This is a genomic window from Amycolatopsis sp. NBC_00345, assembly GCF_036116635.1.
Taxonomy (GTDB): Bacteria; Actinomycetota; Actinomycetes; order Mycobacteriales; family Pseudonocardiaceae; genus Amycolatopsis.
Genome location: NZ_CP107995.1, coordinates 9,097,202 through 9,119,280, shown reverse-complemented (window position 1 = coordinate 9,119,280; position 22,079 = coordinate 9,097,202). Strand labels below are relative to the sequence as shown.

Annotated in this window: 21 protein-coding genes; 10 read left to right on the top strand and 11 right to left on the bottom strand. The window is 69.7% G+C overall.

Annotation, left to right across the window (positions count from 1 at the left end):
- Nucleotides 1–100: 100 nt before the first annotated feature.
- Both OG943_RS41570 and OG943_RS41565 read left to right on the top strand, forming a co-directional pair.
- On the top strand, nt 101–559 hold the full coding sequence (locus tag OG943_RS41570; protein WP_328606359.1) for a GNAT family N-acetyltransferase: 459 nt from the start codon (nt 101–103) through the stop codon (nt 557–559).
- 123 nt (nt 560–682) lie between these two features.
- The gene (locus OG943_RS41565) at nt 683–874 is read left to right on the top strand and encodes a hypothetical protein (RefSeq protein ID WP_328606358.1); all 192 of its coding nucleotides are present in this window, start codon (nt 683–685) and stop codon (nt 872–874) included.
- Here OG943_RS41565 and OG943_RS41560 read toward each other — a convergent pair.
- A complete protein-coding gene (locus OG943_RS41560) occupies nt 860–1,201 on the bottom strand; it encodes a winged helix-turn-helix transcriptional regulator (RefSeq protein WP_328606357.1) in 342 nt (113 codons plus the stop codon). The genes OG943_RS41565 and OG943_RS41560 overlap by 15 nt on opposite strands.
- A 74-nt stretch (nt 1,202–1,275) precedes the next feature.
- On the opposite strand from OG943_RS41560, the gene OG943_RS41555 reads away from it, so the two are divergent.
- On the top strand, nt 1,276–1,905 hold the full coding sequence (locus OG943_RS41555; protein ID WP_328606356.1) for an NADPH-dependent F420 reductase: 630 nt from the start codon (nt 1,276–1,278) through the stop codon (nt 1,903–1,905).
- A 22-nt stretch (nt 1,906–1,927) separates the two neighbouring features.
- Here OG943_RS41555 and OG943_RS41550 read toward each other — a convergent pair whose 3' ends face one another.
- Nucleotides 1,928–4,432: a DEAD/DEAH box helicase gene (locus tag OG943_RS41550; RefSeq protein WP_328606355.1), complete on the bottom strand. Its 2,505-nt coding sequence runs from the start codon at nt 4,430–4,432 to the stop codon at nt 1,928–1,930.
- A 154-nt stretch (nt 4,433–4,586) separates the two neighbouring features.
- Between OG943_RS41550 and OG943_RS41545 the strand changes: the two genes are divergently transcribed.
- On the top strand, nt 4,587–5,837 hold the full coding sequence (locus OG943_RS41545; RefSeq protein ID WP_328606354.1) for a primosomal protein: 1,251 nt from the start codon (nt 4,587–4,589) through the stop codon (nt 5,835–5,837).
- A gap of 76 nt (nt 5,838–5,913) precedes the next feature.
- Here the strand turns inward: OG943_RS41545 and OG943_RS41540 are convergent, their stop codons facing one another.
- Complete coding sequence (locus tag OG943_RS41540; RefSeq protein ID WP_328606353.1) at nt 5,914–6,639, bottom strand: SDR family NAD(P)-dependent oxidoreductase; 726 nt, start codon at nt 6,637–6,639, stop codon at nt 5,914–5,916.
- A gap of 98 nt (nt 6,640–6,737) precedes the next feature.
- Here OG943_RS41540 and OG943_RS41535 point away from each other — a divergent pair, with 98 nt between their 5' ends.
- Complete coding sequence (locus OG943_RS41535; protein ID WP_328606352.1) at nt 6,738–7,319, top strand: TetR/AcrR family transcriptional regulator; 582 nt, start codon at nt 6,738–6,740, stop codon at nt 7,317–7,319.
- Between the two features lie 7 nt (nt 7,320–7,326).
- Here OG943_RS41535 and OG943_RS41530 read toward each other — a convergent pair whose 3' ends face one another.
- Both OG943_RS41530 and OG943_RS41525 read right to left on the bottom strand, forming a co-directional pair.
- Nucleotides 7,327–8,535, bottom strand: a complete 1,209-nt coding sequence (locus tag OG943_RS41530) for an MFS transporter (RefSeq protein WP_328612301.1) — start codon at nt 8,533–8,535, stop codon at nt 7,327–7,329.
- 110 nt (nt 8,536–8,645) lie between these two features.
- Complete coding sequence (locus tag OG943_RS41525) at nt 8,646–9,737, bottom strand: adenosine deaminase (protein ID WP_328606351.1); 1,092 nt, start codon at nt 9,735–9,737, stop codon at nt 8,646–8,648.
- Nucleotides 9,738–9,948: 211 nt separating this feature from the next.
- Here OG943_RS41525 and OG943_RS41520 point away from each other — a divergent pair, with 211 nt between their 5' ends.
- Nucleotides 9,949–11,079, top strand: a complete 1,131-nt coding sequence (locus OG943_RS41520) for a PA containing protein (RefSeq protein WP_328606350.1) — start codon at nt 9,949–9,951, stop codon at nt 11,077–11,079.
- Nucleotides 11,080–11,164: 85 nt separating this feature from the next.
- Here OG943_RS41520 and OG943_RS41515 read toward each other — a convergent pair whose 3' ends face one another.
- The 6 genes from OG943_RS41515 to OG943_RS41490 all read right to left on the bottom strand — a co-directional run bounded on the left by OG943_RS41515 (nt 11,165) and on the right by OG943_RS41490 (nt 18,003).
- A complete protein-coding gene (locus tag OG943_RS41515) occupies nt 11,165–12,442 on the bottom strand; it encodes a thymidine phosphorylase (RefSeq protein WP_328606349.1) in 1,278 nt (425 codons plus the stop codon).
- Nucleotides 12,439–12,834 (bottom strand): cytidine deaminase, encoded by a 396-nt coding sequence (locus OG943_RS41510; RefSeq protein WP_442874643.1) that lies wholly within the window; start codon nt 12,832–12,834, stop codon nt 12,439–12,441. The genes OG943_RS41515 and OG943_RS41510 overlap by 4 nt, the downstream gene beginning before the upstream one ends.
- Nucleotides 12,834–14,117, bottom strand: a complete 1,284-nt coding sequence (locus tag OG943_RS41505; protein ID WP_328606348.1) for an ABC transporter permease — start codon at nt 14,115–14,117, stop codon at nt 12,834–12,836. Before OG943_RS41505 ends, OG943_RS41510 begins: the two co-directional genes overlap by 1 nt.
- Nucleotides 14,114–15,211: an ABC transporter permease gene (locus OG943_RS41500; protein ID WP_328606347.1), complete on the bottom strand. Its 1,098-nt coding sequence runs from the start codon at nt 15,209–15,211 to the stop codon at nt 14,114–14,116. The genes OG943_RS41505 and OG943_RS41500 overlap by 4 nt, the downstream gene beginning before the upstream one ends.
- Complete coding sequence (locus OG943_RS41495) at nt 15,208–16,776, bottom strand: ABC transporter ATP-binding protein (protein WP_328606346.1); 1,569 nt, start codon at nt 16,774–16,776, stop codon at nt 15,208–15,210. The genes OG943_RS41500 and OG943_RS41495 overlap by 4 nt, the downstream gene beginning before the upstream one ends.
- Nucleotides 16,777–16,854: 78 nt before the next feature.
- Nucleotides 16,855–18,003 carry a BMP family lipoprotein gene (locus tag OG943_RS41490; RefSeq protein ID WP_328606345.1) on the bottom strand — a complete coding sequence of 383 codons (1,149 nt, stop codon included), beginning with the start codon at nt 18,001–18,003 and terminating at the stop codon, nt 16,855–16,857.
- A 581-nt stretch (nt 18,004–18,584) separates the two neighbouring features.
- Here OG943_RS41490 and sdhC point away from each other — a divergent pair.
- Genes sdhC through OG943_RS41470 form a run of 4 tightly spaced genes read left to right on the top strand, consistent with a single transcriptional unit; the run spans nt 18,585 to nt 22,023 of the window.
- A complete protein-coding gene (gene sdhC / locus OG943_RS41485; protein ID WP_328606344.1) occupies nt 18,585–19,028 on the top strand; it encodes a succinate dehydrogenase, cytochrome b556 subunit in 444 nt (147 codons plus the stop codon).
- Between the two features lie 2 nt (nt 19,029–19,030).
- Nucleotides 19,031–19,447 carry a succinate dehydrogenase hydrophobic membrane anchor subunit gene (locus tag OG943_RS41480; RefSeq protein WP_091624059.1) on the top strand — a complete coding sequence of 139 codons (417 nt, stop codon included), beginning with the start codon at nt 19,031–19,033 and terminating at the stop codon, nt 19,445–19,447.
- Between the two features lie 48 nt (nt 19,448–19,495).
- Nucleotides 19,496–21,250: a succinate dehydrogenase flavoprotein subunit gene (gene sdhA, locus OG943_RS41475; protein WP_328606343.1), complete on the top strand. Its 1,755-nt coding sequence runs from the start codon at nt 19,496–19,498 to the stop codon at nt 21,248–21,250.
- Nucleotides 21,250–22,023, top strand: a complete 774-nt coding sequence (locus tag OG943_RS41470) for a succinate dehydrogenase iron-sulfur subunit (protein WP_328606342.1) — start codon at nt 21,250–21,252, stop codon at nt 22,021–22,023. The genes sdhA and OG943_RS41470 overlap by 1 nt, the downstream gene beginning before the upstream one ends.
- Nucleotides 22,024–22,079: the final 56 nt, after the last annotated feature.

Below are 22,079 nucleotides of genomic sequence, written 5' to 3'. Positions count from 1 at the left end.
GGAGCCAATTTCAAGCTAACACCGGGTGATCAACGGCGGAGCGCCTCGACGGAATCAGTGCCCGAGTGTCCCTGTTACGGCGTCGAAGCAGAATGGGCGCATGCCAAAGGCCGAGGTCCGCGCCGCCCGTCTCGCCGAACTCGAGGCCGTCGCCGCATTGCGGTGGCGTTGGGTGGCGGAGCAGGACGGCCTGCCCGACGGCGGGCTAGCCGAATTTGTGAGGGAGTTCACCGCCTGGGCGCGGGAGAACGCGGCCACCCACCGATGCCTCGTCCTCCTCCGGGACGAGCAGCTGATCGGCATGGCGTTCCTCGCGATCACCGCGCGGGTGCCGACGCCACGGGTGTTCTCGCGCGCGTCCGGTGACGTGCAGTGCGTCTACGTCGTGCCGGAAGCTCGCGACAGCGGGCTCGGCGGGCTGCTGATCGACGCCGTCCTGCATCTGGCCGCGGAGCTCGGACTGGAACGGGTCACCGTCCACTCCTCCACCCGAGCCGTGCGCGCATATGAGCGGCACGGGTTCGCCGGGTCCCCGGCGTTGCTGCAAGCCAAGCCGTGACCCGGGTTTCACCTCGGTGGCGGCGTCCCCGTGCGCCACGGCGGAATGCGCCCCAATGTGGCGTTCGGTGCGCTCAACGCACCCAATGTGGCGTTCGGTGCGTCCAACGCAACCAACGCCACATTGGGGCGGAACAAACGGAGCCCGGCCCGGCGCCCGGGAACGGCGCCGCGGTGGGTGTTCGTGCTGGGCGTCGCCGCGCCGGTGGCGGACACGGTTGTGGGGCTGCTGCTGGGTTATCCGCTGCCGGCGTTGTCGGTGGTGATGCTGGTCGTGCTGCTGAGCGGGCGGCGTCCGCGGCTAGTCGCGGCCTGACCCCGAGGCCGCCTCCGCAGCTGCCTGCGCCGCGAGGACGGCGTCCCCGTGCTCCACGACCCATCGGCTGAAGCCTTCGATCGGCTCGAGGAACGTCCGGCCCAGCTCGGTGAGGCCGTACGCGCCGTCGACGCGGGTGAGGAGACCGTCGTGCTCCAGCCGCCGTACGGCTTCGGTGAGCACTTTCGCGCTGATGCCGCCGATGCCCCGGCGAAGGTCCGCGTGCCGGCGCGGCCCGTCCTTGAGCGCCCACAGCACCACGGGATGCCACGTGTTGGCCACCAGGTCGAACGCGAGCCGGGTGCGGCAGTCTGCGAGGAACTCCATGCGCTGGTTACCTTTCGGTTCCTGGCGGGGTCTCTAACGTCGGGTGCACTTCGCACCTATGGGAGGACCCTTTCATGCGCATCGCACTCTTCGGCACCGGCGGCATGGCCGACGCCCTCGGCACGGCGTGGTCCCGGGCGGGCCACGACCTCGCCGTCGCCGGCCGGGACCCGTCGCGGGCCGCCGCGCTGGCCGGCCGCCTCAGCACCGCCGGCCCGAACCCCGCGGCCGTCCGCACGCTCTCCTGGCCGGCGGCCGCGGAGTTCGCCGACGTCATCCTGCTGGCCCTGCCCGTCCCGGCGCTGGCCGAACTGCTGCCGCCGCTGTCCCTGAGCGGCAAGATCCTCGTCGACTGCACCAACGACCCGGGCCCGACCAGCGAGGACCCGCCGTCGGGGGCACCGGTCGCGGCGCGGATCGCGGAGCTGGCGCCGGGGGCGTCGGTGGTGAAGGCGTTCAACCTGGTGCACGTGGACGTCTTGCGCCTCACCCCACCGGTCTTCGCTGGCCGCCCCGTGGCCATCCCGCTGTGCGGCTCACCCGAAGCGGTCACGACGGTCTCCACCCTGGTCCGCGACGTCGGCTGCACGCCGTTGCCCGCCGGCGACCTGTCCCGAGCCGCCCTCCTCGAAGCGACCGCCGCCTTCACGATCAGCCTGTGGATGTCCGGCTTCGACGCCCAAGCCATCCTCGCGCCGTCCTGACCCATCCCCGGGACAAGAGCGGCTACAGCTGGTTCACGTCCACGATGTGCACCACCGCGGCACCCACCTCGTCCGAAGCGCGCAGGTCGACCTCGGCGCTGATGCCCCAGTCGTGGTCGCCGGCCGGGTCGTCGAAGATCTGGCGGACGCGCCAGAGGTCGGTCTCCTGCTCGATGAGCAGCAGCGCCGGGCCGCGGGCGTCCGGGCCGATGCCGAGCGTCTCGTGCTCGTCGAAGTAGTCCTCGATCGCGTCTTCCCACGCGTCCGCGTCCCAGCCCGCTTCGGCGTCCAGCTCGCCGAGTGCGTAGAAGTTGCGGCGGGCGGCCAGTTCCACGCGGCGGAACAGCTCGTTGCGCACCAGCACGCGGAACGCCCGCTCGTTGCGGGTGACCCCGGGCGGCTCGGACGGCGGACGCTGCGAGACGGGGCCTTCTTCGCCCGGATGACGGAGCGCTTCCCACTCGTCGAGCAGGCTGGAGTCGACCTGGCGGACCAGCTCGCCCAGCCACTCGATGAGGTCCTGCAGCGCCTCGGTCTTCGCCTCGTCCGGGACGGTGTGGCGCAGCGCGTCGTAGGTGTCCGCGAGGTAGCGCAGCACCAGGCCCTCGGACCGGGCGAGCTGGTAGAACCCCACGTATTCCACGAAGTTCATCGCCCGCTCGTACATGTCGCGGACCACGGACTTCGGCGAAAGCTCGTAGTCCGCGACCCACGGGTGACCGTGCCGGTAAGACTCGTAGGCGCCGGTGAGCAGCTCCTCCAACGGCTTCGCGTACGTGACGCCTTCGAGCAGCTCCATCCGCTCGTCGTACTCGATGCCCTCGGCCTTCATCGCCTGCACGGCCTCGCCGCGGGCCTTGAACTGCTGCTGCGACAGGACCGGCCGCGGGTTGTCCACAGTGGATTCCACAACGGACACGACGTCCAGCGCGTACGACGGCGACTCCAGGTCGAGCAGCTCCACCGCCGCCAGCGCGAACGGCGAGAGCGGCTGGTTCAGCGCGAAGTCGAACTGCAGGTCGACCGTGAGCCGCACGATGCGGCCGTCCTCGTCCGGCTCGGGCAGCCGCTCGACCACGCCCGCGGTCAGCAGGGCGCGGTAGATCGCGATGGCGCGCAGGATCAGCTTGCGCTGCGCCGGCCGGTCGGAGTGGTTGTCCTCCAGCAGGTGCCGCATGTGCTCGAACGCGTTGCCGGGCCGCGAGATCACGTTCAGCAGCATCGAGTGGCTGACCCGGAAGCTCGAGGTCAACGGCTCGGGCTCGGCCGCGATCAGCCGGTCGAACGTGCTCTCGGTCCAGTTGACGAAGCCCTCGGGCGCCTTCTTCCGGACGATCTTCTTGCGCTTCTTCGGGTCGTCGCCCGCCTTCTCCAGCGCCTTCGCGTTCTCCACGACGTGGTCGGGCGCCTGCACCACCACGTACCCGTCGGTGTCGTACCCGGCGCGGCCCGCGCGGCCGGCGATCTGGTGGAACTCGCGCGCCTTGAGGTGCCGCTGCCGCACGCCGTCGTACTTGGTCAGCGCCGAGAACACCACCGTGCGGATCGGCACGTTGATGCCGACGCCGAGCGTGTCCGTCCCGCAGATCACCTTGAGCAGCCCGGACTGCGCGAGCGTCTCGACCAGCCGCCGGTACTTCGGCAGCATGCCGGCGTGGTGCACGCCGATGCCGTGGCGGACCAGCCGGGACAGCGTCTTGCCGAAGCCCGCGGAGAACCGGAAGCCGCCGATCAGCTCGGCGATGGCGTCCTTCTCGGCCTTGGTGGTCACGTTGATGCTCATCAGCGTCTGCGCGCGCTCGATCGCCGCCGCCTGCGAGAAGTGCACCACGTACACCGGCGCCTGTCCGCCGTGGAGCAGCTCGGACATCGTCTCGTGCAACGGGGTGAGGGCGTAGCGGAAGGTCAGCGGCACCGGCCGCTCCGCCGAGGTGACCACGGCCGTGGTCCGGCCCGTGCGGCGGGTGAGGTCCTTCTGGAAGAAGGACACATCGCCGAGGGTCGCCGACATCAGGACGAACTGGGCCTTGTCCAGTTCGATCAGCGGGACCTGCCAGGCCCAGCCGCGGTCCGGCTCGGAGTAGAAGTGGAACTCGTCGGCCACGACCTGGCCCACGGGCGCGTCGGCACCGAGCCGTAACGCCATGTTCGCCAGGATTTCGGCGGTGCAGCAGATGATCGGGGCATCGGCGTTGACCGACGAGTCACCCGTCATCATCCCGACGTTGTCCGCGCCGAAGATCTCGATGAGCTGGAAGAACTTCTCCGAGACGAGCGCCTTGATCGGCGCCGTGTAGTAGCTGCGGCGGCCGTGGGCGAGCGCGGTGAAGTGGGCGCCGACGGCCACCAGGCTCTTCCCGGAGCCGGTGGGCGTGGAGAGGATCACGTTCGCGCCGGAGACGACCTCGATCAGCGCCTCCTCCTGCGCCGGGTACAGCTGGATGCCCCGCTCGGCCGTCCACGTGGAGAAGGCTTCGAACAGGGCGTCGGGATCGGGATCCGCAGGCAGGAGGTCTGTGAGTGTCATCGCGGGACCCATCGTGCCATCCCTTGGCCGGTTTCTTGGTGAGGGGCGATCGCGGCTGCTTGCCCAAACCCGTAGGCTTCGCGGTACCGCGCACCGACCGGGGGATACTTTCGGGCGAGCGCGCACACGGGCGGTACATCCGGAGGGTTCAGGAATGGCACAGGACATCATCCCGATCGAACTCGGACTGCCGCAGGGCGACGTCGTCACCCTGTGGGCGCCGCGGTGGCGGGAGGACGGCGAGGAGTGGGAAGCGTTCCTCGGCGACGAGGACGACCTGTACGCCTTCCCCGACGCCGCCCACTTGGCCGCCTTCGTGCGCACGTCCGAGCAGCACGACCTGCTGGACCACCCGGCGTGGGACGCGGTGCCGGCGCTGAACGTGCCCGAGCTGATCCCGGACGACGACCACTCCTACGACCTGGTCGGCGTGCCCGAGTTGGTGGCCGAGGAGCCGGACTCGTGGACCATCGCCGAGCTGGCCGAGATCGTCGGCATCGTCCGCTCGCTCGCCGACGTGTGCGAGCTGGAGGAGGTGCACGAAGTCCTCGACGCGTACGAGGGCTTCTCGCTGCTGGAGCAGGGCCGGCTGCCGTTCACCGGGCGTGAGGGCGAGGCGCTCTGGAACGACCTGTCGAAGGCCGTGTCCGAGAAGTGGGACATCGTGCTCGACGCGATCGACAACCTGGTCACGACGCCCGACGTCGACGCCGCGGTGCTGGAGCAGACGGCCGAGGAGCTGGCCGCGTTCCACGAGGAGTCGGCCGAGGCCGAGGCCGCGCAGCCCGAGGACCTCGAGGCCGTGGACGCGCCCGACTCCGACGAGGAGGAGGAAGACGACGAGCCGGTCGGCTTCTGGGGCGAGGTCGGGATCGACCCGATCAAGATCGTCACCTCCGGCACGGAGTACTACACCCTGCGCTGCTACCTCGACGACAAGCCGCTGTTCCTGGGCAGCGACGGCGAGATCGACGTGTTCACCTCCGAGAAGGCGCTGCTCAAGGCCATCAAGGGCGGCAAGGACCTGGCCGACACCGACATCGCCGACGTGTCCACTTGGGACGAGGTGGTCGCCAAGGCCACCGCGGGCGAGCTCGAGGTCGAGGTCGACACCGAGAACACCTACGTGCTGGGCGGCCTGGACGACGACATCGCCGAGGGCCCCGAGTCGATCGACGCGACCCAGCTGGAGCTGGCGGTCGAGCTGATCACCGACGCCGCCGACTGGGCGGGCGACGACACCGTCGAGGCCGCGCTGGCCGCGAACGAGAGCCTCGGCTGGCTGGTCTCCTTCGTCCTGCGCCCGGACCCGACGCGCCTCGAACCGAGCGCGCCGTTCGAGGCGGAGCAGGGCGCGTGGCGCAAGCTGGTGGAATCGTTCGAGAACCGCCTCACGGTGGTCTGAACCTGACGTTCGTCCGACCGGAGGCCGTCCCCGCGGGGGCGGCCTCCGGTCGTTTTTTACGGTTTTTCTCTACCGCTCAGTCGAAAACGCTGACGACGGCCTCGGCCTCGCTCCGGTCCGAGTACAGCTGCCAGGCGACGTCCGCGATGGCGTCCGGGTCGAGGTGAGCGCGGGCGACGTCGCCGAACTCCTCCGGCCGCGAGGCCACCATGCGGTGGATGTCGCCGCGCTCGATCACGCCGCCGATGGTCAGGCTGCCCGCGTAGACGCCGGTGCCGTCGAGTCCCGCGTGGAGGGTCACGGCGTAGTTTCGCAGCGCCGCCGCCGAAACGGCGAGGGCGCCGAGCGCGGGCATCGGCCGGACCGAGCTGAGCCCGCCGGCGAACAGCAGCCCGCCGCGGCCGCGCTCCCGCATGCCGGGCAGCACCCGGCCGACCACGTCGATCGCCGGGTACACCCAGCTCATCGCCCGCGCGACCGCGGCGGAATCGGCCTCGGTGATGGCCGTGGGGAAGCTGTCCGGGTCGGTCCCCGCGGGTCCGTAGTAGACGAAGTCGATGGCCCCGAACCGTTCGGTGATCGCGTCGAGGGTGGTCAGGACGCCGTCGCGGACGTCACCGACGAAGGCCTCGGCGGTGATCCCGGCGTCGGCGAGGGAAGCCAGGTAACCGGCGTGGCGGGTGTCGGTGCGCGAGACGAGCGCGACGTCGTACCCCTCGCGCCCGAACCGGTGCGCGATGGACATCCCGAGCCCGGGCCCGGCCCCGAGGACAACGGCGGTCGGGCGGGTCGCTGCAGCCATGGTGGAATTCCTTTCCCCAGTAAGTCGAGGGTCACCTCGATTTCGCCGCCGACGCTACCACAAAACCCGAGGGTGCCCTCGACTTGTAGGATGGCCGCATGGCCGCCGGACCCAAGCCGCTGCGGGCGGACGCCGCGCGCAACCGCGACAAGCTGCTCGCCGCCGCGACCCGCGCGTTCGCCGAGCACGGGCTCGACGCGCCGCTGGAGCAGATCGCGCGCGCCGCCGGTGTCAGCATCGGCACGCTCTACGCCCACTTCCCCACCCGCGAGGCGTTCCTCGACGCGATCCTGCCCGCACAGCTGGCCGCACTGGACGAGATCGCCGAACGGGCACTGGCCGAGCCGGACCCGTGGCGCGGGTTCGTCGAGTTCATCGAGGGCCTGTTCACCATGCAGGCCAAGGACCACGGCCTGAACGACGCCCTCGCCCGGCGGCTCCCGCTCAGCCCCGCCGTCCTCGAGGCCTGCCACCAGGGCTTCCAGCACGCCGACCGGATCCTCACCCGCGCGAAGGCCGCCGGCGGGCTGCGCCCCGACTTCGAGCCGTCCGACCTGGCCTCCCTGGTCGGCGCGATGTCCCAGCTGATCCACGAATCGATCGACACCGCACCCGACGCCTGGCGCCGTCACCTGTCGTTTTTCCTGGACGGGCTGCGGACTTCCGCCGCCCAGGCCTGACGGGAAGTCAGTCCGCTTCGGACTCCGCGCGGACCGGGACGACGGCGATGGCCAGCGCGGGGAAGATCGCGGCGACGCAGAAGGCCAGCGCGTACCGGCTGTCGCCGATGACCAGGCCCAGCAGCGGCGGCGTGAGGGAGGCCGCGATGTTCTGGGCGGTGTTCTGCGTGCCCATGGCGCGGCCCGACCACGCGACGCCCGCCAGCTCGGCCGACGCGGTGAAGCCGAGGCCGTTGTCGGCGACCGTGATGACCGCGGCGAGGACCAGGGCGACGAGCACGAGCCACAGCCAGCTCACGTCGCCGACCGCCACCAGCAGCATCACCACCACACTCGCGACGGCGAGCTGGCGCATCGGCCGCAGCCGGCTGCCGACGCGGTCCGACCAGTAACCCGACCCCAGCCGTCCCGCCGCGCCCAGCACCTGGGCCACGGCGAGGAACACCCCGGCCCCCGACGGGCTCCAGTGCTGCTGCGAGACCAGGTACACCGGCGCGAACGCCGACACCGCGAACTGCGGCACCACCAGCAGCGCGCTCGCCCCGTGCACCCGCCACAGCCAGGGCTTCCGGTACGGCGACGGCGGCTTCTCCCCCGCAGCCGCGCGCGGCGGACGCGGCGGGTCGACCACAAACGCGGCGACCAGCAGCGAGACCAGGATCGCCAGCGCGGCCGGCAGCAGCATCGCGGCCTGGAAACCCCAGTGCGCGGCCAGCGGCGGCAGCCCCAGCGCGGCCACGCCGACCCCCAGCGGCTGGGCCGTCTGGCGGATGCCCATCGCGACGCCGCGCTCGGATTTCGCGAACCAGCCCATCACGACCCGGCCGCTCGCCGCGTTGACCGAGGCCGTGCACGCTCCGGTGACGAGAAAGATCCCAATGAGTAGGCCGACTGGGTGATGCCAGACGGCGGCGTATACCAAGAGTAGCCCCGAGACCCCCAGCCCGAGGGCCATGATCAGGCGCTCTCCGTAACGGTCCGCAGCCGCGCCCCACACGATCAGGGTCAGCAGGAGCCCGATGCTGGGCGCCGCGACGACCGTTCCCGCCTCGGCGAGGGACAGGCCCTCGGCGGCGCGCATCGCGGGCACCAGGAACGGCAGTCCATAGAGGAACGAGCAGCTCGCGGTCTGCGCGGCGAGGCCGAGCGCGAGGATGAGCCACCGTCGAGAACTGGGCTTTTCCCGCACTGCGCCATCGGCCGCGACCTGCGCCATCTTTGTCACCGTCTCAAAATATGGGAACCACTTCCTACATGGTGAACATTAGTTGGGCATGCTAAAGGACGCAACCGCCGTTCTGGCGATCACGTCCGGAAGCAGCTGACTCAGCCCAGAGCGGCGTACCCGGGCTTGATCACGTCGTTGATCAGCGCGAGCCGGGAGTCGAAATCGAGGAACGCGGATTTCATGGCATTGATGGTGAACCAGCGCAGATCGTCGAGGCCGAACCCGAACGTGGCGGTCAGCGCGGCGAATTCGCTGGTCATCGTGCATCCGCTCATCAGCCGGTTGTCCGTGTTCACGGTGACCCGGAAGTGCAGCCGGGCGAGCAGCCCGATCGGGTGCTCGGCGAACGACGGCACGGTGCCGGTCTGGACGTTCGACGTCGGGCAGATCTCCAGCGGTATCCGGCGGTCCCGCACGTAGCTCGCCAACCGTCCAAGGTGGACCGTTCCGTCCGAATCGGTCTTGATGTCCTCGACGATCCGCACGCCGTGCCCGAGCCGTTCCGCGCCGCAGTGCTGGATCGCCTCCCAAATAGAGGGCAGTCCGAACGCCTCTCCGGCATGAATAGTGAAATGCGCATTGTTCTGGCGCAAATACTCGAATGCGTCCAGATTGCGGGTCGGCGGGAATCCGTCCTCCGGCCCGGCGATGTCGAAGCCCGCCACGCCGGCGTCGCGGTAGCGCACCGCCAGCTCGGCGATCTCGAGCGAACGGGCGTGCTGGCGCATCGCGCAGAGCAACGTCCGGACGACGATCCGGCCCCCCTCGGCGGCCACGCGCCGTGTTCCCTCGGCGAACCCCTCCTGCACAGCCTCGACCACCGCATCGAGTGACAGGCCGCGCTCGACGAACAACTCTGGCGCGTACCGCACCTCGGCGTAGGCGACGCCGTCGGCGGCCAGGTCTTCGACGGCCTCGGCCGCCACCCTGACCAGCGCTTCCTCGGTCTGCATCACCCCGCAGGTGTGGGCGAACGTCTCCAGGTAGGACACCAGCGAGCCCGAGTCGGCCGCCTCCCGGAACCAGCGGCCGAGGGCGTCGACGTCGGTCGTCGGCAGGCCGGGGTACCCGGTCGCCTCCGCCAGCTCGACGACGGTGGCGGGACGCAGGCCGCCGTCCAGGTGGTCGTGCAGCAGGACCTTGGGGGCCTGGCGCAGGGTCTCAGCGCCGAGCGGGGTTACATCTGACATGCCCCAACGGTAACCTCGCTGTCATTCCCCTACATGGCCGTAACTCAGAGCCCCGAGGCAACCCTCAGCTTTGTCGATCAAGGATCGAATCGGCCATCCGGGTAGCCCGGCCGTTATCCCACGTTCACGGGGGCCACACGCAGCGCAATTTTCTTATCGATAAGCTTCGTCCCACGTCCCTTCCATTTCCCCGCCGACGAAGGACACAGCAGTGACCACTGACAACCACATTGCAGCTCCGTCCTTCGACCGGATGCGCAACATGCTGGTGCGCGCGGCCGAGGTGCGTGAGAGCGAACAGCAGCAGATCTTCGACGCGCTGGACGACATCTACGCCCGGCTCGCCCCGGTCGACTCGCTGGGCGCGGTCCGCAAGCGGCTGTCCGAGATGCCCGACCGCACCGAGGTCGGCGTGCTCGCCGAGCGCCTCGACGAGGCCATGACCCGCCTCGAGGCCCAGGACAACGCCATCGCGGCGATCACGCACGCGGTGGAGAGCATCGTCGACAAGCTGGCGAAGCCGTTCGCCCAGCTCGACGGCCGCCTGGACGGTGTCGCGGCCCGGTTCGAGGGTGTCGCGGGCCGGATGGACGGGCTCGAGGACAAGCTCCAGAACATCCACCGCCGGATCGACGAGCTGGGCGGCCACCTGGACAAGCAGGACGCCAAGCTCGAGTCGATCCCGCAGTCGGTGCTCGGCCCGGTGCGCGAGCGCGTCGAGTCGGCCGAGGCCGCGCTGCGCGAGCGCATCGAGACCTCCGACGCCAGCCTGCGCGAGCGCATCGAGACCACCGACCACGAGCTGCGCTCGCGCGTCGACGAGCTGGACCGCGCCACCAAGGAGCGGATCAACGCCGGCACCGAGGCGCTCAAGACGGCGCTGACCGAGACCGGCGAGATGATCGACTCGTCCGACCGGCTGGAGAACCTGGGCAACCGGCTCGAGAACGTCACCCAGCGCCTCGACGACCTCGGCAACCGCCTGGACAAGGTGGAGGACGGCTTCGTCTCGCAGCTCGGTGACCTCGACGGCGCGCTCAAGACCGGCCTGTCCAAGGTCGAGGGCACGCTGGCGAAGCAGCCGGACACCGACTCGGTGGACTCGCTGGTGCGCCGCAGCAACGACGAGTCCGTGCGCCGCATCGGCGGCCAGCTGGACGAGGCCATGGCCACCTTCGCGGAGCTGATGCTCGGCGGCGGCCCGGCCGTGCAGCAGATCTCCCCGCCGCCGCCCGCGCCGCGCCAGCCGCGCCGCAGCTCGCGCAACGGCCGTTCCCCCAAGGCCGCGGCCGACGCCAAGGCGAACAACGGCTCCGACGCCGAAGGCACGCCTTCCGAGTAGCTCTCCAACGCTCACGCTCAAAGCCGTTAAGGCCTCCTTACCCGCGTAGGACGCGGGTAAGGAGGCCTTAACGGCTTTTCGGCGTTCAGGGGCGGACGGTCTCCAGCACGATCGGGCCGACGCCGGGCGCCGAGTCGGCCACCGTGTACGCGCCTTCCAGCGCCGCCAGCGCGGACGGGACCGCGTCGGGGGTGTCCGTGTGCAGTTCCAGCAGCGGGTCGCCGGCCGAGACGCGATCGCCCGGCTTGGCCAGGCACAGGATGCCCGCGCTCGCCTGGACCGGGTCCTCCTTGCGGGCCCGGCCCGCGCCGAGGCGCCAGGCCGCCACCCCCACCGCGTACGCGTCCAGCGAGGCCAGCACGCCCGACGAAGGCGCCTTGACCACGTGGACGTGCGAAGGCTCGGGCAGCGCCGCCGACGGGTCGCCGCCCTGGGCCGCGATCATCCGGCACCACGTCTCGTACGCCGCGCCCGACGCGAGCACCGCCGCCGGGTCCACTGAGGACAGGCCGGCCAGCGAGAGCATCTCCCGGGCGAGCGACACCGTCAGCGACACGACGTCGGCCGGGCCGCCGCCCTTGAGCACCTCGACCGCTTCGGCGACCTCGACCGCGTTGCCGACCGCGCGGCCCAGCGGCACGTTCATGTCGGTGATCAGGGCGACCGTGGCGACGCCGTGCGCCGTGCCGATGTCCACCAGCGTCCGGGCCAGCCCCCGGGCGTCGGAGACCGTTTTCATGAACGCCCCGGAGCCCGCCTTGACGTCCAGGACGAGCCCGGACGCGCCCTCCGCGATCTTCTTGCTCATGATCGAGCTGGCGATCAGCGGGATGGACTCGACGGTGCTCGTCACGTCCCGCAGCGCGTACAGCTTCTTGTCCGCCGGCGCGAGCCCGTCCGTCGCCGCGCAGACGACCGCGCCGACGGAGTCGAGCTGGGCCGAGATCTCGTCCAGCGACAGCGCGGCCCGCCAGCCCGGGATCGACTCCAGCTTGTCCAGCGTCCCGCCCGTGTGGCCGAGGCCGCGGCCGGACAGCTGCGGCACGGCCGCGCCGCACGCGGCGACCAGCGGCGCCAGCGGCAGCGTGATCTTGTCGCCGACCCCGCCCGTCGAGTGCTTGTCCACGGTCGGGCGCGAGACGTCCAGCGACAGCCGCGAGCCCGACTCGATCATCGCGCCGGTCCAGCGCGAGATCTCGCCGGAGTCCATGCCACGCAAGAAGATCGCCATGGCCAGCGCGGCCATCTGCTCCTCCGCGACGACCCCGCGTGTGTAACCGTCGACGACCCAGTCGATCTGCTCGTCACTCAGCCGGCCACCGTCGCGCTTCGTCCTGATGACATCTACAGCCGCGAAAGTCACGGCAGGTCCTCAGGCCCGAACGCGTCCGGCAGGACCTCCGACATCGGCAGCACACCCCGCGGGGTGTCCACCAGGCACGTCGAACCGCCCAGCTCGAACAGGATCTGCCGGCACCGGCCGCACGGCATCAGCAGCTCGCCCTCACCGCTGCGGCACGCGACCGCCACCAGCCGGCCGCCGCCCGAGAGCCGCAGCTGGCCCGCCATCGTGCACTCCGCGCACAGGCCGAGGCCGTACGAGGCGTTCTCGACGTTGCAGCCGGTCACCTGACGGCCGTCGTCCACGATGCCCGCGACGCCGACGTGCAGGCCCGAGTACGGCGCGTACGCGTGCGTGGCGGCGGAAACCGCCGCGGCCCGCAACGCCGTCCAGTCCACAGTAGACACAACCATCAGTCGCCTTCACCCCGCCGGTAGGGCTGCCCGTCGGCCTTCGGCGGCCGTAGCCGTTGCGAGGCAACAGCTAGCACGATCAGCGTCACGAAGTGCGCCGTGTACGGGATGAGGTCGCTGGGCAGCGTGTCGTTCGTCCAGTAGATCGCGTACAGGATCCCGGCGCCGACAACGCCGAGCCCCGCGGCCAGCCACCGCCGCCGGAACAGCTGCACGACCACGATGACCGCCAGCAGGATCACGGAGCCGTACAGCAGCGCGAGCACCGCCTGACCGCCGCCGGCCAGCTGCAGGCCGTCCGCGTAACCGAACAGCGCGGCGCCGCCGAGCAGCCCGCCGGGCCGCCAGTTGCCGAAGATCATCGCGGCGAGGCCGATATAACCGCGGCCGTTGGTCTGGTTCTCCAGGTAGTCCGCGCCGCCCTTGAGCAGCACCAGCGAGGCGCCGCCCATGCCGGCGAAGCCGCCCGAGATCAGCATCGCGACGTACTTGTGCCGGTAGACGTTCACGCCCAGCGACTCGGCCGCGACCGGGTTCTCGCCGCACGAGCGCAGCCGCAGCCCGAAGCGCGTGCGCCAGAGCACGTAGTAGCTGATCGGCACCAGCAGGATCGCGATCATCGTCAGCGGCGCGACGCCGGTGACCAGGCCGCGCAGCACGCCCGCGACGTCCGAGATCCCGACCCGTTGTTCGTTCTCCAGCGAGCCCAGCCAGTCGGACAGGCCCGACGCCGAGTAGGTGTCGAACTTCGGCACCGGCGGCGACTGCCGCGGGTTGCCGGAGATCGGCGTGAAGATCAGGTTCGCCAGGTACTTCGCGACGCCGAGGCCGAGCAGGTTGATCGCGACGCCGGAGACGATGTGGTTGACGTTGAACGTCACCGTCGCCACCGCGTGCAGCAGGCCGCCCAGCGCGCCGAACACGATCGCCGCGATCAGGCCGGCCCACACGCCGCCGTTGTACGCGCCCCAGGCCGCGCCCCACGTGCCGAGGATCATCATGCCCTCAAGGCCGATGTTGACCACGCCCGCGCGCTCGGCCCACAGGCCGCCGAGCGCGCACAGCAGGATCGGCAGCGCCAGCCGCAACGCGGTCGACGCCGTGTTGCTCGACGTCAGCGCCGCGACGCCGGTCGAGTACGAAGCGGTCGACATGACCACGATCGCGACGACCGCCCAGATCACGCCGCGCGCCCAGCCGGGGATCCGGCGACGGCGGGGCTCGGCCGGCCTCGGCGTGCCGGACTCGGGCTCGGGGCGGGAGAACTCCGTCGTGGCGGTCACACCGCACCGCCTTCCGCGACCGAGGAGCCCTTACGCCCGTTGCCGGCCAGTGCCCGGCCCACCCGGCGTTGCTCGGCGGCCAGGTCCGCGCGCCGCACGACCTCGTACGCGACGACAACCGACAGCACGATGATGCCCTGCATGATGGTCGCGATCTCCTTGGACACGTTGAGCTGCTCCAGCGACACCGCCGAGGTGTCCAGGAACGCCCAGAGCAGCGCGCCGAGCGCGATCCCGCCCGGGTTGTTGCGGCCGAGCAGCGCCACCGCGATGCCCGTGAAGCCGTACATCTGCGTGGACGTGATGCCGTAGCTGTAATCGCGGCCGAGCAGCTCCGGCATGGCGACCAGGCCGGCCACCGCGCCCGAGAGGATCATCGCGATCAGCGTCATCTTCTTCGCGTTGACGCCGCCCGCGGCCGCCGCGGTGGACGACTCGCCGCTGGCCTTGAGCTCGAAGCCGAACCGCGTCCGGTTGAGCATGAACCAGTACGCGACACCGATGACGGCCGCGATGATCACGAAGCCGAACAGCGTGCCCGAGCCGATCGGGATGCCCGGGATCCGGCCCGACGGCGCGATCACGCGGGTGCCGATGTTGTTGCCGGTCTGCACGCCGAACTGGTCGGCGTTGATCAGGAACGCGATGATCCCGGCGACGATCGAGTTCAGCATGATCGTCGAGATGACCTCGCTGACCCCGCGGGTCACCTTCAGCACCGCCGGGACCGCCGCGTAGAGCGCGCCGGACACGATGGCGACGAGCAGGATCACGATGGTGTGGATGACCGGCGGCAGCTGCAGCGCGCCGCCGATGATGGCCGCGACCACCGCCGCGAACCGGTACTGGCCCTCGACGCCGATGTTGAACAGGTTCATCTGGAAGCCGATGGCCACCGCGAGCCCGGACAGGTAGTACACCGTCGCCAGGTTCACCGTGTCGACCGCGGTGGACCCCTTGAACAGCTGGCCGACCATCGTGCCGTACGCCTGCAGCGGGTCGGCGCCGGAGATGATCAGCGCGATCGCCGAGAGCAGCAGGGCGAAGACGATCGCCAGCAGAGGCGGCAGCAGCCGCGTGCGCCACGAACTCATAACTCTTCTTCACCTTCTTCGGCGCCGGTCATGGCGGAGCCGAGTTCCTGCGGGGTCACGGTGGCGGGGTTCGCCTCGCTCACCAGACGGCCGCGCAGCATGACGCGGATGGTGTCGGACAGCCCGATCAGCTCGTCGAGGTCCGCGGAGACCAGCAGCACCGCGAGCCCGTCGGCGCGGGCCTGGCGGATCTGTTCCCAGATCATCGCCTGCGCGCCGACGTCGACGCCGCGCGTCGGGTGCGAAGCGATCAGCAGCACGGGGTTCCCGGACAGCTCGCGGCCGACGATCAGCTTCTGCTGGTTGCCGCCCGACAGCGCGGCGGCCGGCACCTCGATGCCGGGCGTGCGCACGTCGTACTCACGCACGATGCGCTCGGTGTCGGCGCGCGCGCCCGCGATGTCGAGCAGCTGGCCGCCCGAGACCGGCCTGCGCGTCTGGTAACCGAGGATCCGGTTGACCCACAACGGTTGCGTGAGCAGCAGGCTGTGCCGCGTGCGGTCCTCGGCGATGTAGCCGATGCCCGCCTCCCGCCGCGCCAGCGTGCCCAGCTTGACCAGGTCGCGGGCCTCGCCGTCGGCGGACACCAGCTCGATGTGCCCGCCGCTGGCCTTGCGCATCCCCATGACCGTCTCGACGAGCTCGGTCTGGCCGTTGCCCTCGACGCCGGCGATGCCGAGCACCTCACCCGCGTGCACGGTGAAGGTGATGTCGTCGAGCACGTTCCGCGCGGAGCCCTCCGCGGCGAGCCGCAGGTCGCGGAGGCGCAGGATGTCGCGATCGGTCACCGTCGACTCGCGGGTCTCCGGGCTGGGCAGCTCCGAGCCGACCATCATCTCCGCCAGCTGGCGGCTGGTGATGGTCTTCGGGTCGGCCGTGCCGACGGTGGTGCCGCGCCGGATCACCGTGACGGTGTCGGCGATCGCGCGCACCTCGTCGAGCTTGTGGGAGATGAAGAGGAACGTGTAGCCGTCGGCCTGCATCTCGCGGACGGTGGCGAACAGCGCGTCCACCTCCTGCGGCACGAGCACGGCGGTCGGCTCGTCGAGGATGATGATCTTCGCGCCGCGGTAGAGCACCTTCACGATCTCGACGCGCTGGCGGTCGGCGACGCCGAGTTCCTCCAGCAGGGTCTCGGGTTTCGCGTGCAGGCCGGTCTGCTCGGCCAGCGTCGCCAGCCGGGCTCTGGCCGCGCGGCCGATCCCGTGCAGGGCCTCGGCGCCGAGGAAGACGTTCTCGCCGACGGTGAGGTTGTCGGCGAGCATGAAGTGCTGGTGCACCATGCCGATCCCGGCGTGGATGGCGTCCTGCGGGTTGCGCAGCTTCACCTCGGTGCCGTTGATCGTGATGGTGCCCTCGTCGGGTTGCTGCATCCCGTAGAGGATCTTCATCAGGGTCGACTTGCCGGCGCCGTTCTCACCGCAGAGGGCGTGGACCTCGCCCGGTGCCACGGTCAGGTAAACGTCGGAGTTCGCGACCACACCCGGGAAGCGCTTGGTGATCCCGGTCAGCTGGACGGCCGCCACGCCCCGGTCCGGGACGGCTTCGGCCTCTGCGGTGCTCATGGAGGAAGGCATCCAGTTCTGTCGAAACGCGTGAGGGCTCGGAAGGAAGATCCTTCCGAGCCCTGGCGCGTCAGTGAGCTACTTCTTCTCTGGTTTGTCCGAAACCTTGATCGTGCCGTCGATGATCTGGGCCTTGTACCCGTCGAGCACGTCCTTGATGTCGTCGATCTTGCCGCCCGAGGTGGAGTAGCCGACGCCGTCGACCTTCAGGTCGAAACGCTTCGGCAGCACGCTCAGGTCACCCTTGGCGACCGCCTGGATGTAGTTGAAGACGGCGACGTCGACGCGCTTGATCATCGAGGTGATGATGATGTCCTTGTCGGCGGCGACGGTCTTCTGGTTGTACTGGTCGGAGTCGACCCCGATGGCCAGTGCCTTGCCGGACGTCTTGGCGGCGTCGAACACGCCCTTCCCGGAGGCGCCGGCAGCGTGGTAGATGACGTCCGCGCCGTCGGCGATCTCGGCCGCGGCCTTCACGTTGCCCTTGGCCGGGTCCTGGAACCCGGAGAAGTCACCGGCCGGGGTCAGGTACTCGTCGTCGATCTTGACCTTGTCCGACACGGCTTTCGCGCCCTGGATGTAGCCGGCCTCGAACTTCTGGATCAGCGGGGTGTTGACCCCGCCGACGAAGCCGATGTGGCAGCTCTTGCTCTTGTAGACCGCGGCGACGCCGGCCAGGAACGAGCCCTGCTCCTCGGCGAAGACCAGCGGGGTCACGTTCGGCTGATTGATCGAGTCGTCGTCGACGATCGCGAACTTGGTGCCCGGGTGCTTCGGCGCGATGGCGGCGACGGAGGGGGCGTACGCGAACCCGACCGCGATGATCGGGTTCAGGCCATCCGAGGCCATCTGCTCGAGACGCTGCTGCTTCGCGGACTCGGCCTCGCTGGCGCTGGCGGTGCTCTCGCTGACCTGCGTCACGCCGAGGTCGGCTTTCGCCTTGTCGGTGCCGGCAGCGGCCGCGTCGTTGAACGAGGCGTCACCACGGCCGCCGACGTCGAAGGCCAGGCCGATCTTCAGCTTGCTGGCGTCGACCTTCCCCTCGGTGGCGCTGCTGCTGGTCGCCGCCGCGGGGGCGACGGGCGGCTTCGGCGCGGTCACGCAGCTCGAGCCGGAGTCGGCGGTCGAGCCCGAGGCGGTGTTACTGCTGTTCCCGGTGTCCTTCGCGCAACCGGCCAAGGTCAGTACCCCAGCCATGGTCACGGCGGCCAGCGCGGTTCCACGCATGCGACGCAACGTGTGTCTCCCTCCCCGCTGATCCAGCGGATGATCCGAGAACGACCCGGCCACAACGCCGGGTTCGACCGCCAGACCGTACCCAACGGCCAGGAAGACGCCATAGGAAAGGCACGCTACGTAACACAAACGTTTACTCAGCGGCCCGATGCGCGACCATTCGTGTACTTACGGTGAGCACGCCGGACACACTCCGCAGGGTCGGCTCGCCGGTCTCACCTGATCAGCGGAACCGGTCGGGTGGCCCGGCCCGCCCGACCGGCACGTTCGGTGTCCATTGTGGCCATCCCGGGGGCGACGCGGAGGCCCTCCGACAGCGCAGCGGCACCGCCACGTGCTCCACACCACACCCCCGAGTGGAGCAGGACGCTCCCGGTGTCTGGTCCATCACAGAGACGAACCCGGAGGTGAGCCGGGTCCGGATAGCGGGTCTAGCATCCATTCATCCACGCTCGATGGCCCCTGATCTCGGCACCGTTGCCGGAGTTGTCCCCAGTGGACCGACCCCGGAGGCGAGTGCGGACCTCACCGGTCACCCGGGCACGACAGATGACGTTGGAGGCCGTTCACCGATGTCCACCACGGCGAGCCCTGCCACTGAGGCAGGCGCGAGCGATCGGGCGGGTGCCTCACGCCGTCAAGGATCCTTCTACCGGGGCGACCCGGGCATGTGGTCCTGGGTGCTGCACCGCATCACCGGCGTGCTGACATTCTTCTTCCTGTTCGTCCACGTGCTCGACACCGCGCTGGTGCGCGTGTCACCGAACACGTACGACCAGGTGATCGAGACGTACAAGACCCCGCTGGTGAACCTGCTGGAGGTCGGCCTCGTCGGCGCGGTGCTCTTCCACGCGCTCAACGGCGTCCGGGTCATGCTGGTCGACTTCTGGTCGAAGGGCCCGAAGTTCCAGAAGACGATGCTGTGGGTGATCGGCGTCGTCTGGGTGGTCGTGATGATTCCCGGTGCGTTCTTCATGCTCAAGCGCACGGTCGAGACGCTCTTCGGGGGTAACTGACCATGGCCGACTCGCTCATCATCGAGAAGCCGCGCGCGCCCAAGCGCCCCGCGGCCCGCCGCAGCAACTTCGAGCTGTACAGCTGGCTGTTCATGCGGATCTCCGGCCTCGCGCTGATCATCCTGGTGCTCGGCCACCTGCTGATCATGAACATCCTCGACGGCGGCGTGCACCGGATCAACTGGGGCTTCGTCGCCGGCCGCTGGGCCTCGCCGTTCTGGCAGTTCTGGGACCTGGCGATGCTGTGGCTCGCGGAGATCCACGGTGGCAACGGCCTGCGCACGATCATCGACGACTACGCCCGCAAGGACTCGACGCGGTTCTGGCTGAAGATCCTGCTGTACGTCTCGATGGCGCTGATCCTGGCCGTCGGCACCATGGTGATCTTCACGTTCGACCCCGAGATGCCCGCCAGCTGACGGCGCACCCACCACAGCGCACATCCGAGAACAAGCGGAGTCTTTCCCATGCAGTTCCACAAGTACGACGTGGTGATCGTCGGCGCCGGCGGCGCCGGCATGCGCGCGGCCATCGAATCCGGCCAGCGCGCCCGCACCGCGGTCCTCACGAAGCTGTACCCGACCCGGTCCCACACCGGCGCGGCCCAGGGCGGCATGTGCGCCGCGCTGGCGAACGTCGAAGAGGACAACTGGGAGTGGCACACCTTCGACACCGTCAAGGGCGGTGACTACCTGGTCGACCAGGACGCGGCCGAGATCATGGCCAAGGAGGCCATCGACGCGGTCCTCGACCTGGAGAAGATGGGCCTGCCGTTCAACCGGACGCCCGAGGGCAAGATCGACCAGCGCCGGTTCGGCGGGCACACCCGCGACCACGGCAAGGCCGCCGTCCGCCGTGCCTGCTACGCCGCGGACCGCACCGGGCACATGATCCTGCAGACGCTGTACCAGAACTGCGTCAAGTACGGCACCGAGTTCTTCAACGAGTTCTACGTGCTCGACCTGGTGACCAACGAGGACGAGAACGGGAACCCGGTCGCCTCCGGCGTCGTCGCCTACGAGCTGGCCACCGGCGAGCTGCACGTCTTCCAGGCCAAGTCGATCGTGTTCGCCACCGGCGGCGCGGGCAAGATCTTCAAGACGACGTCGAACGCGCACACCCTCACCGGTGACGGCCTCGGCATCATCTTCCGCAAGGGCCTGCCGCTGGAGGACATGGAGTTCTTCCAGTTCCACCCGACCGGCCTCGCGGGCCTGGGCATCCTCATCTCCGAGGCCGTCCGCGGCGAGGGCGGCATCCTCCGCAACTCCGATGGCGAGCGCTTCATGGAGCGTTACGCGCCCACCATCAAGGACCTCGCGCCGCGCGACATCGTCGCCCGCTCGATGGTCCAGGAGGTGCTGCAGGGCCGCGGCTGCGGGCCGAACAAGGACTACGTGGTCCTCGACGTCACGCACATCCCCGAGGAGACGCTGAACGCGAAGCTCCCGGACATCATGGAGTTCTCGCGCACCTACCTGGGCGTCGACCCGGTGAAGGAGCCGGTGCCGGTGTTCCCGACCTGCCACTACGTGATGGGCGGCATCCCGACCAACATCCACGGCGAAGCGCTGCGCGACAACGAAAACGTGATCCCGGGCCTGTACGCGGCCGGCGAGGTCGCGTGTGTTTCGGTGCACGGCTCGAACCGCCTCGGCACCAACTCGCTGCTGGACATCAACGTGTTCGGCCGCCGGGCGGGCATCGCGGCGGCGGAGTACGCGCTCGCCCACGAGCACGTCGACCTGCCGGAGATCCCGACCAAGCTGGTCGAGGACCAGCTGGAGCTGCTGCTGTCGGACCACGGTGACGAGCGCGTCGCCGACATCCGCAAGGAGATGCAGCAGACGATGGACTCGCACGCTTCGGTGTACCGCACCGAGGACACGCTCAAGCAGGCGCTGACCGACATCCAGGCGCTGAAGGAGCGGTACACGCGGATCACCGTGTCGGACAAGGGCAAGCGGTACAACACCGACCTGCTCGAGGCCGTCGAGCTCGGCTTCCTGCTGGAGCTGGCGGAGGTCCTGATCGTCGGCGCGATCGCGCGCAAGGAGTCCCGCGGCGGCCACGCCCGCGAGGACTACCCGACCCGCGACGACACGAACTTCATGCGGCACACCATGGCCTACAAGCAGGGCGAGGGGCTCTCGTCCGACATCCGGCTCGACTACAAGCCGGTGACCTTCACCCGCTACGAACCGATGGAGCGGAAGTACTGATGACGACGGCAACCCCCGAGGCCCCCGCGTCCGAGGCCTCCGAAGAGCACACGCCGATCACGGTCACGCTGAAGATCCTGCGGTTCAACCCGGAGGTCGACTCCGAGCCGCACTGGGAGTCCTACGACGTCCCGGCGCAGCGCACGGACCGGCTGCTGAACCTGCTGTTCTACGTCAAGGACTACCTCGACGGCACGTTCGCCTTCCGCCGCTCCTGCGCCCACGGCGTGTGCGGCTCGGACGCGATGCAGATCAACGGCATCAACCGGCTGGCCTGCAAGGTCCTGATGAAGGACCTGCTGGAGAAGGACGGCAAGAAGACCGTCATCTCGATCGCGCCGATCAAGGGCCTGACCACCCTGAAGGACCTCTATGTCGACATGGACCCGTTCTTCGAGGCCTACCGCGCGATCAAGCCGTACCTGATCACCTACGGCAACGAGCCGTCCCGCGAGCGCATCCAGTCCCAGGCGGACCGCGACCGCTTCGACGACACCACCAAGTGCATCCTCTGCGCCTGCTGCACGTCGTCCTGCCCGGTCTACTGGAACGACGGCTCGTACTTCGGCCCCGCCGCGATCGTCAACGCGCACCGCTTCATCTTCGACTCCCGTGACGACGGCGCCGAAGAACGCCTCGACATCCTGAACGACGGCGAGGGCGTCTGGCGCTGCCGCACCACCTTCAACTGCACCGACGCCTGCCCGCGCGGCATCCAGGTCACGAAGGCGATCCAGGAAGTCAAGCGCGCACTGCTGTTCAAGCGCGTCTGACGTCTGTTGGTCCCTGAAGGCCACCATGAGGGCATGTAGGTCCCTCATGGTGGCCT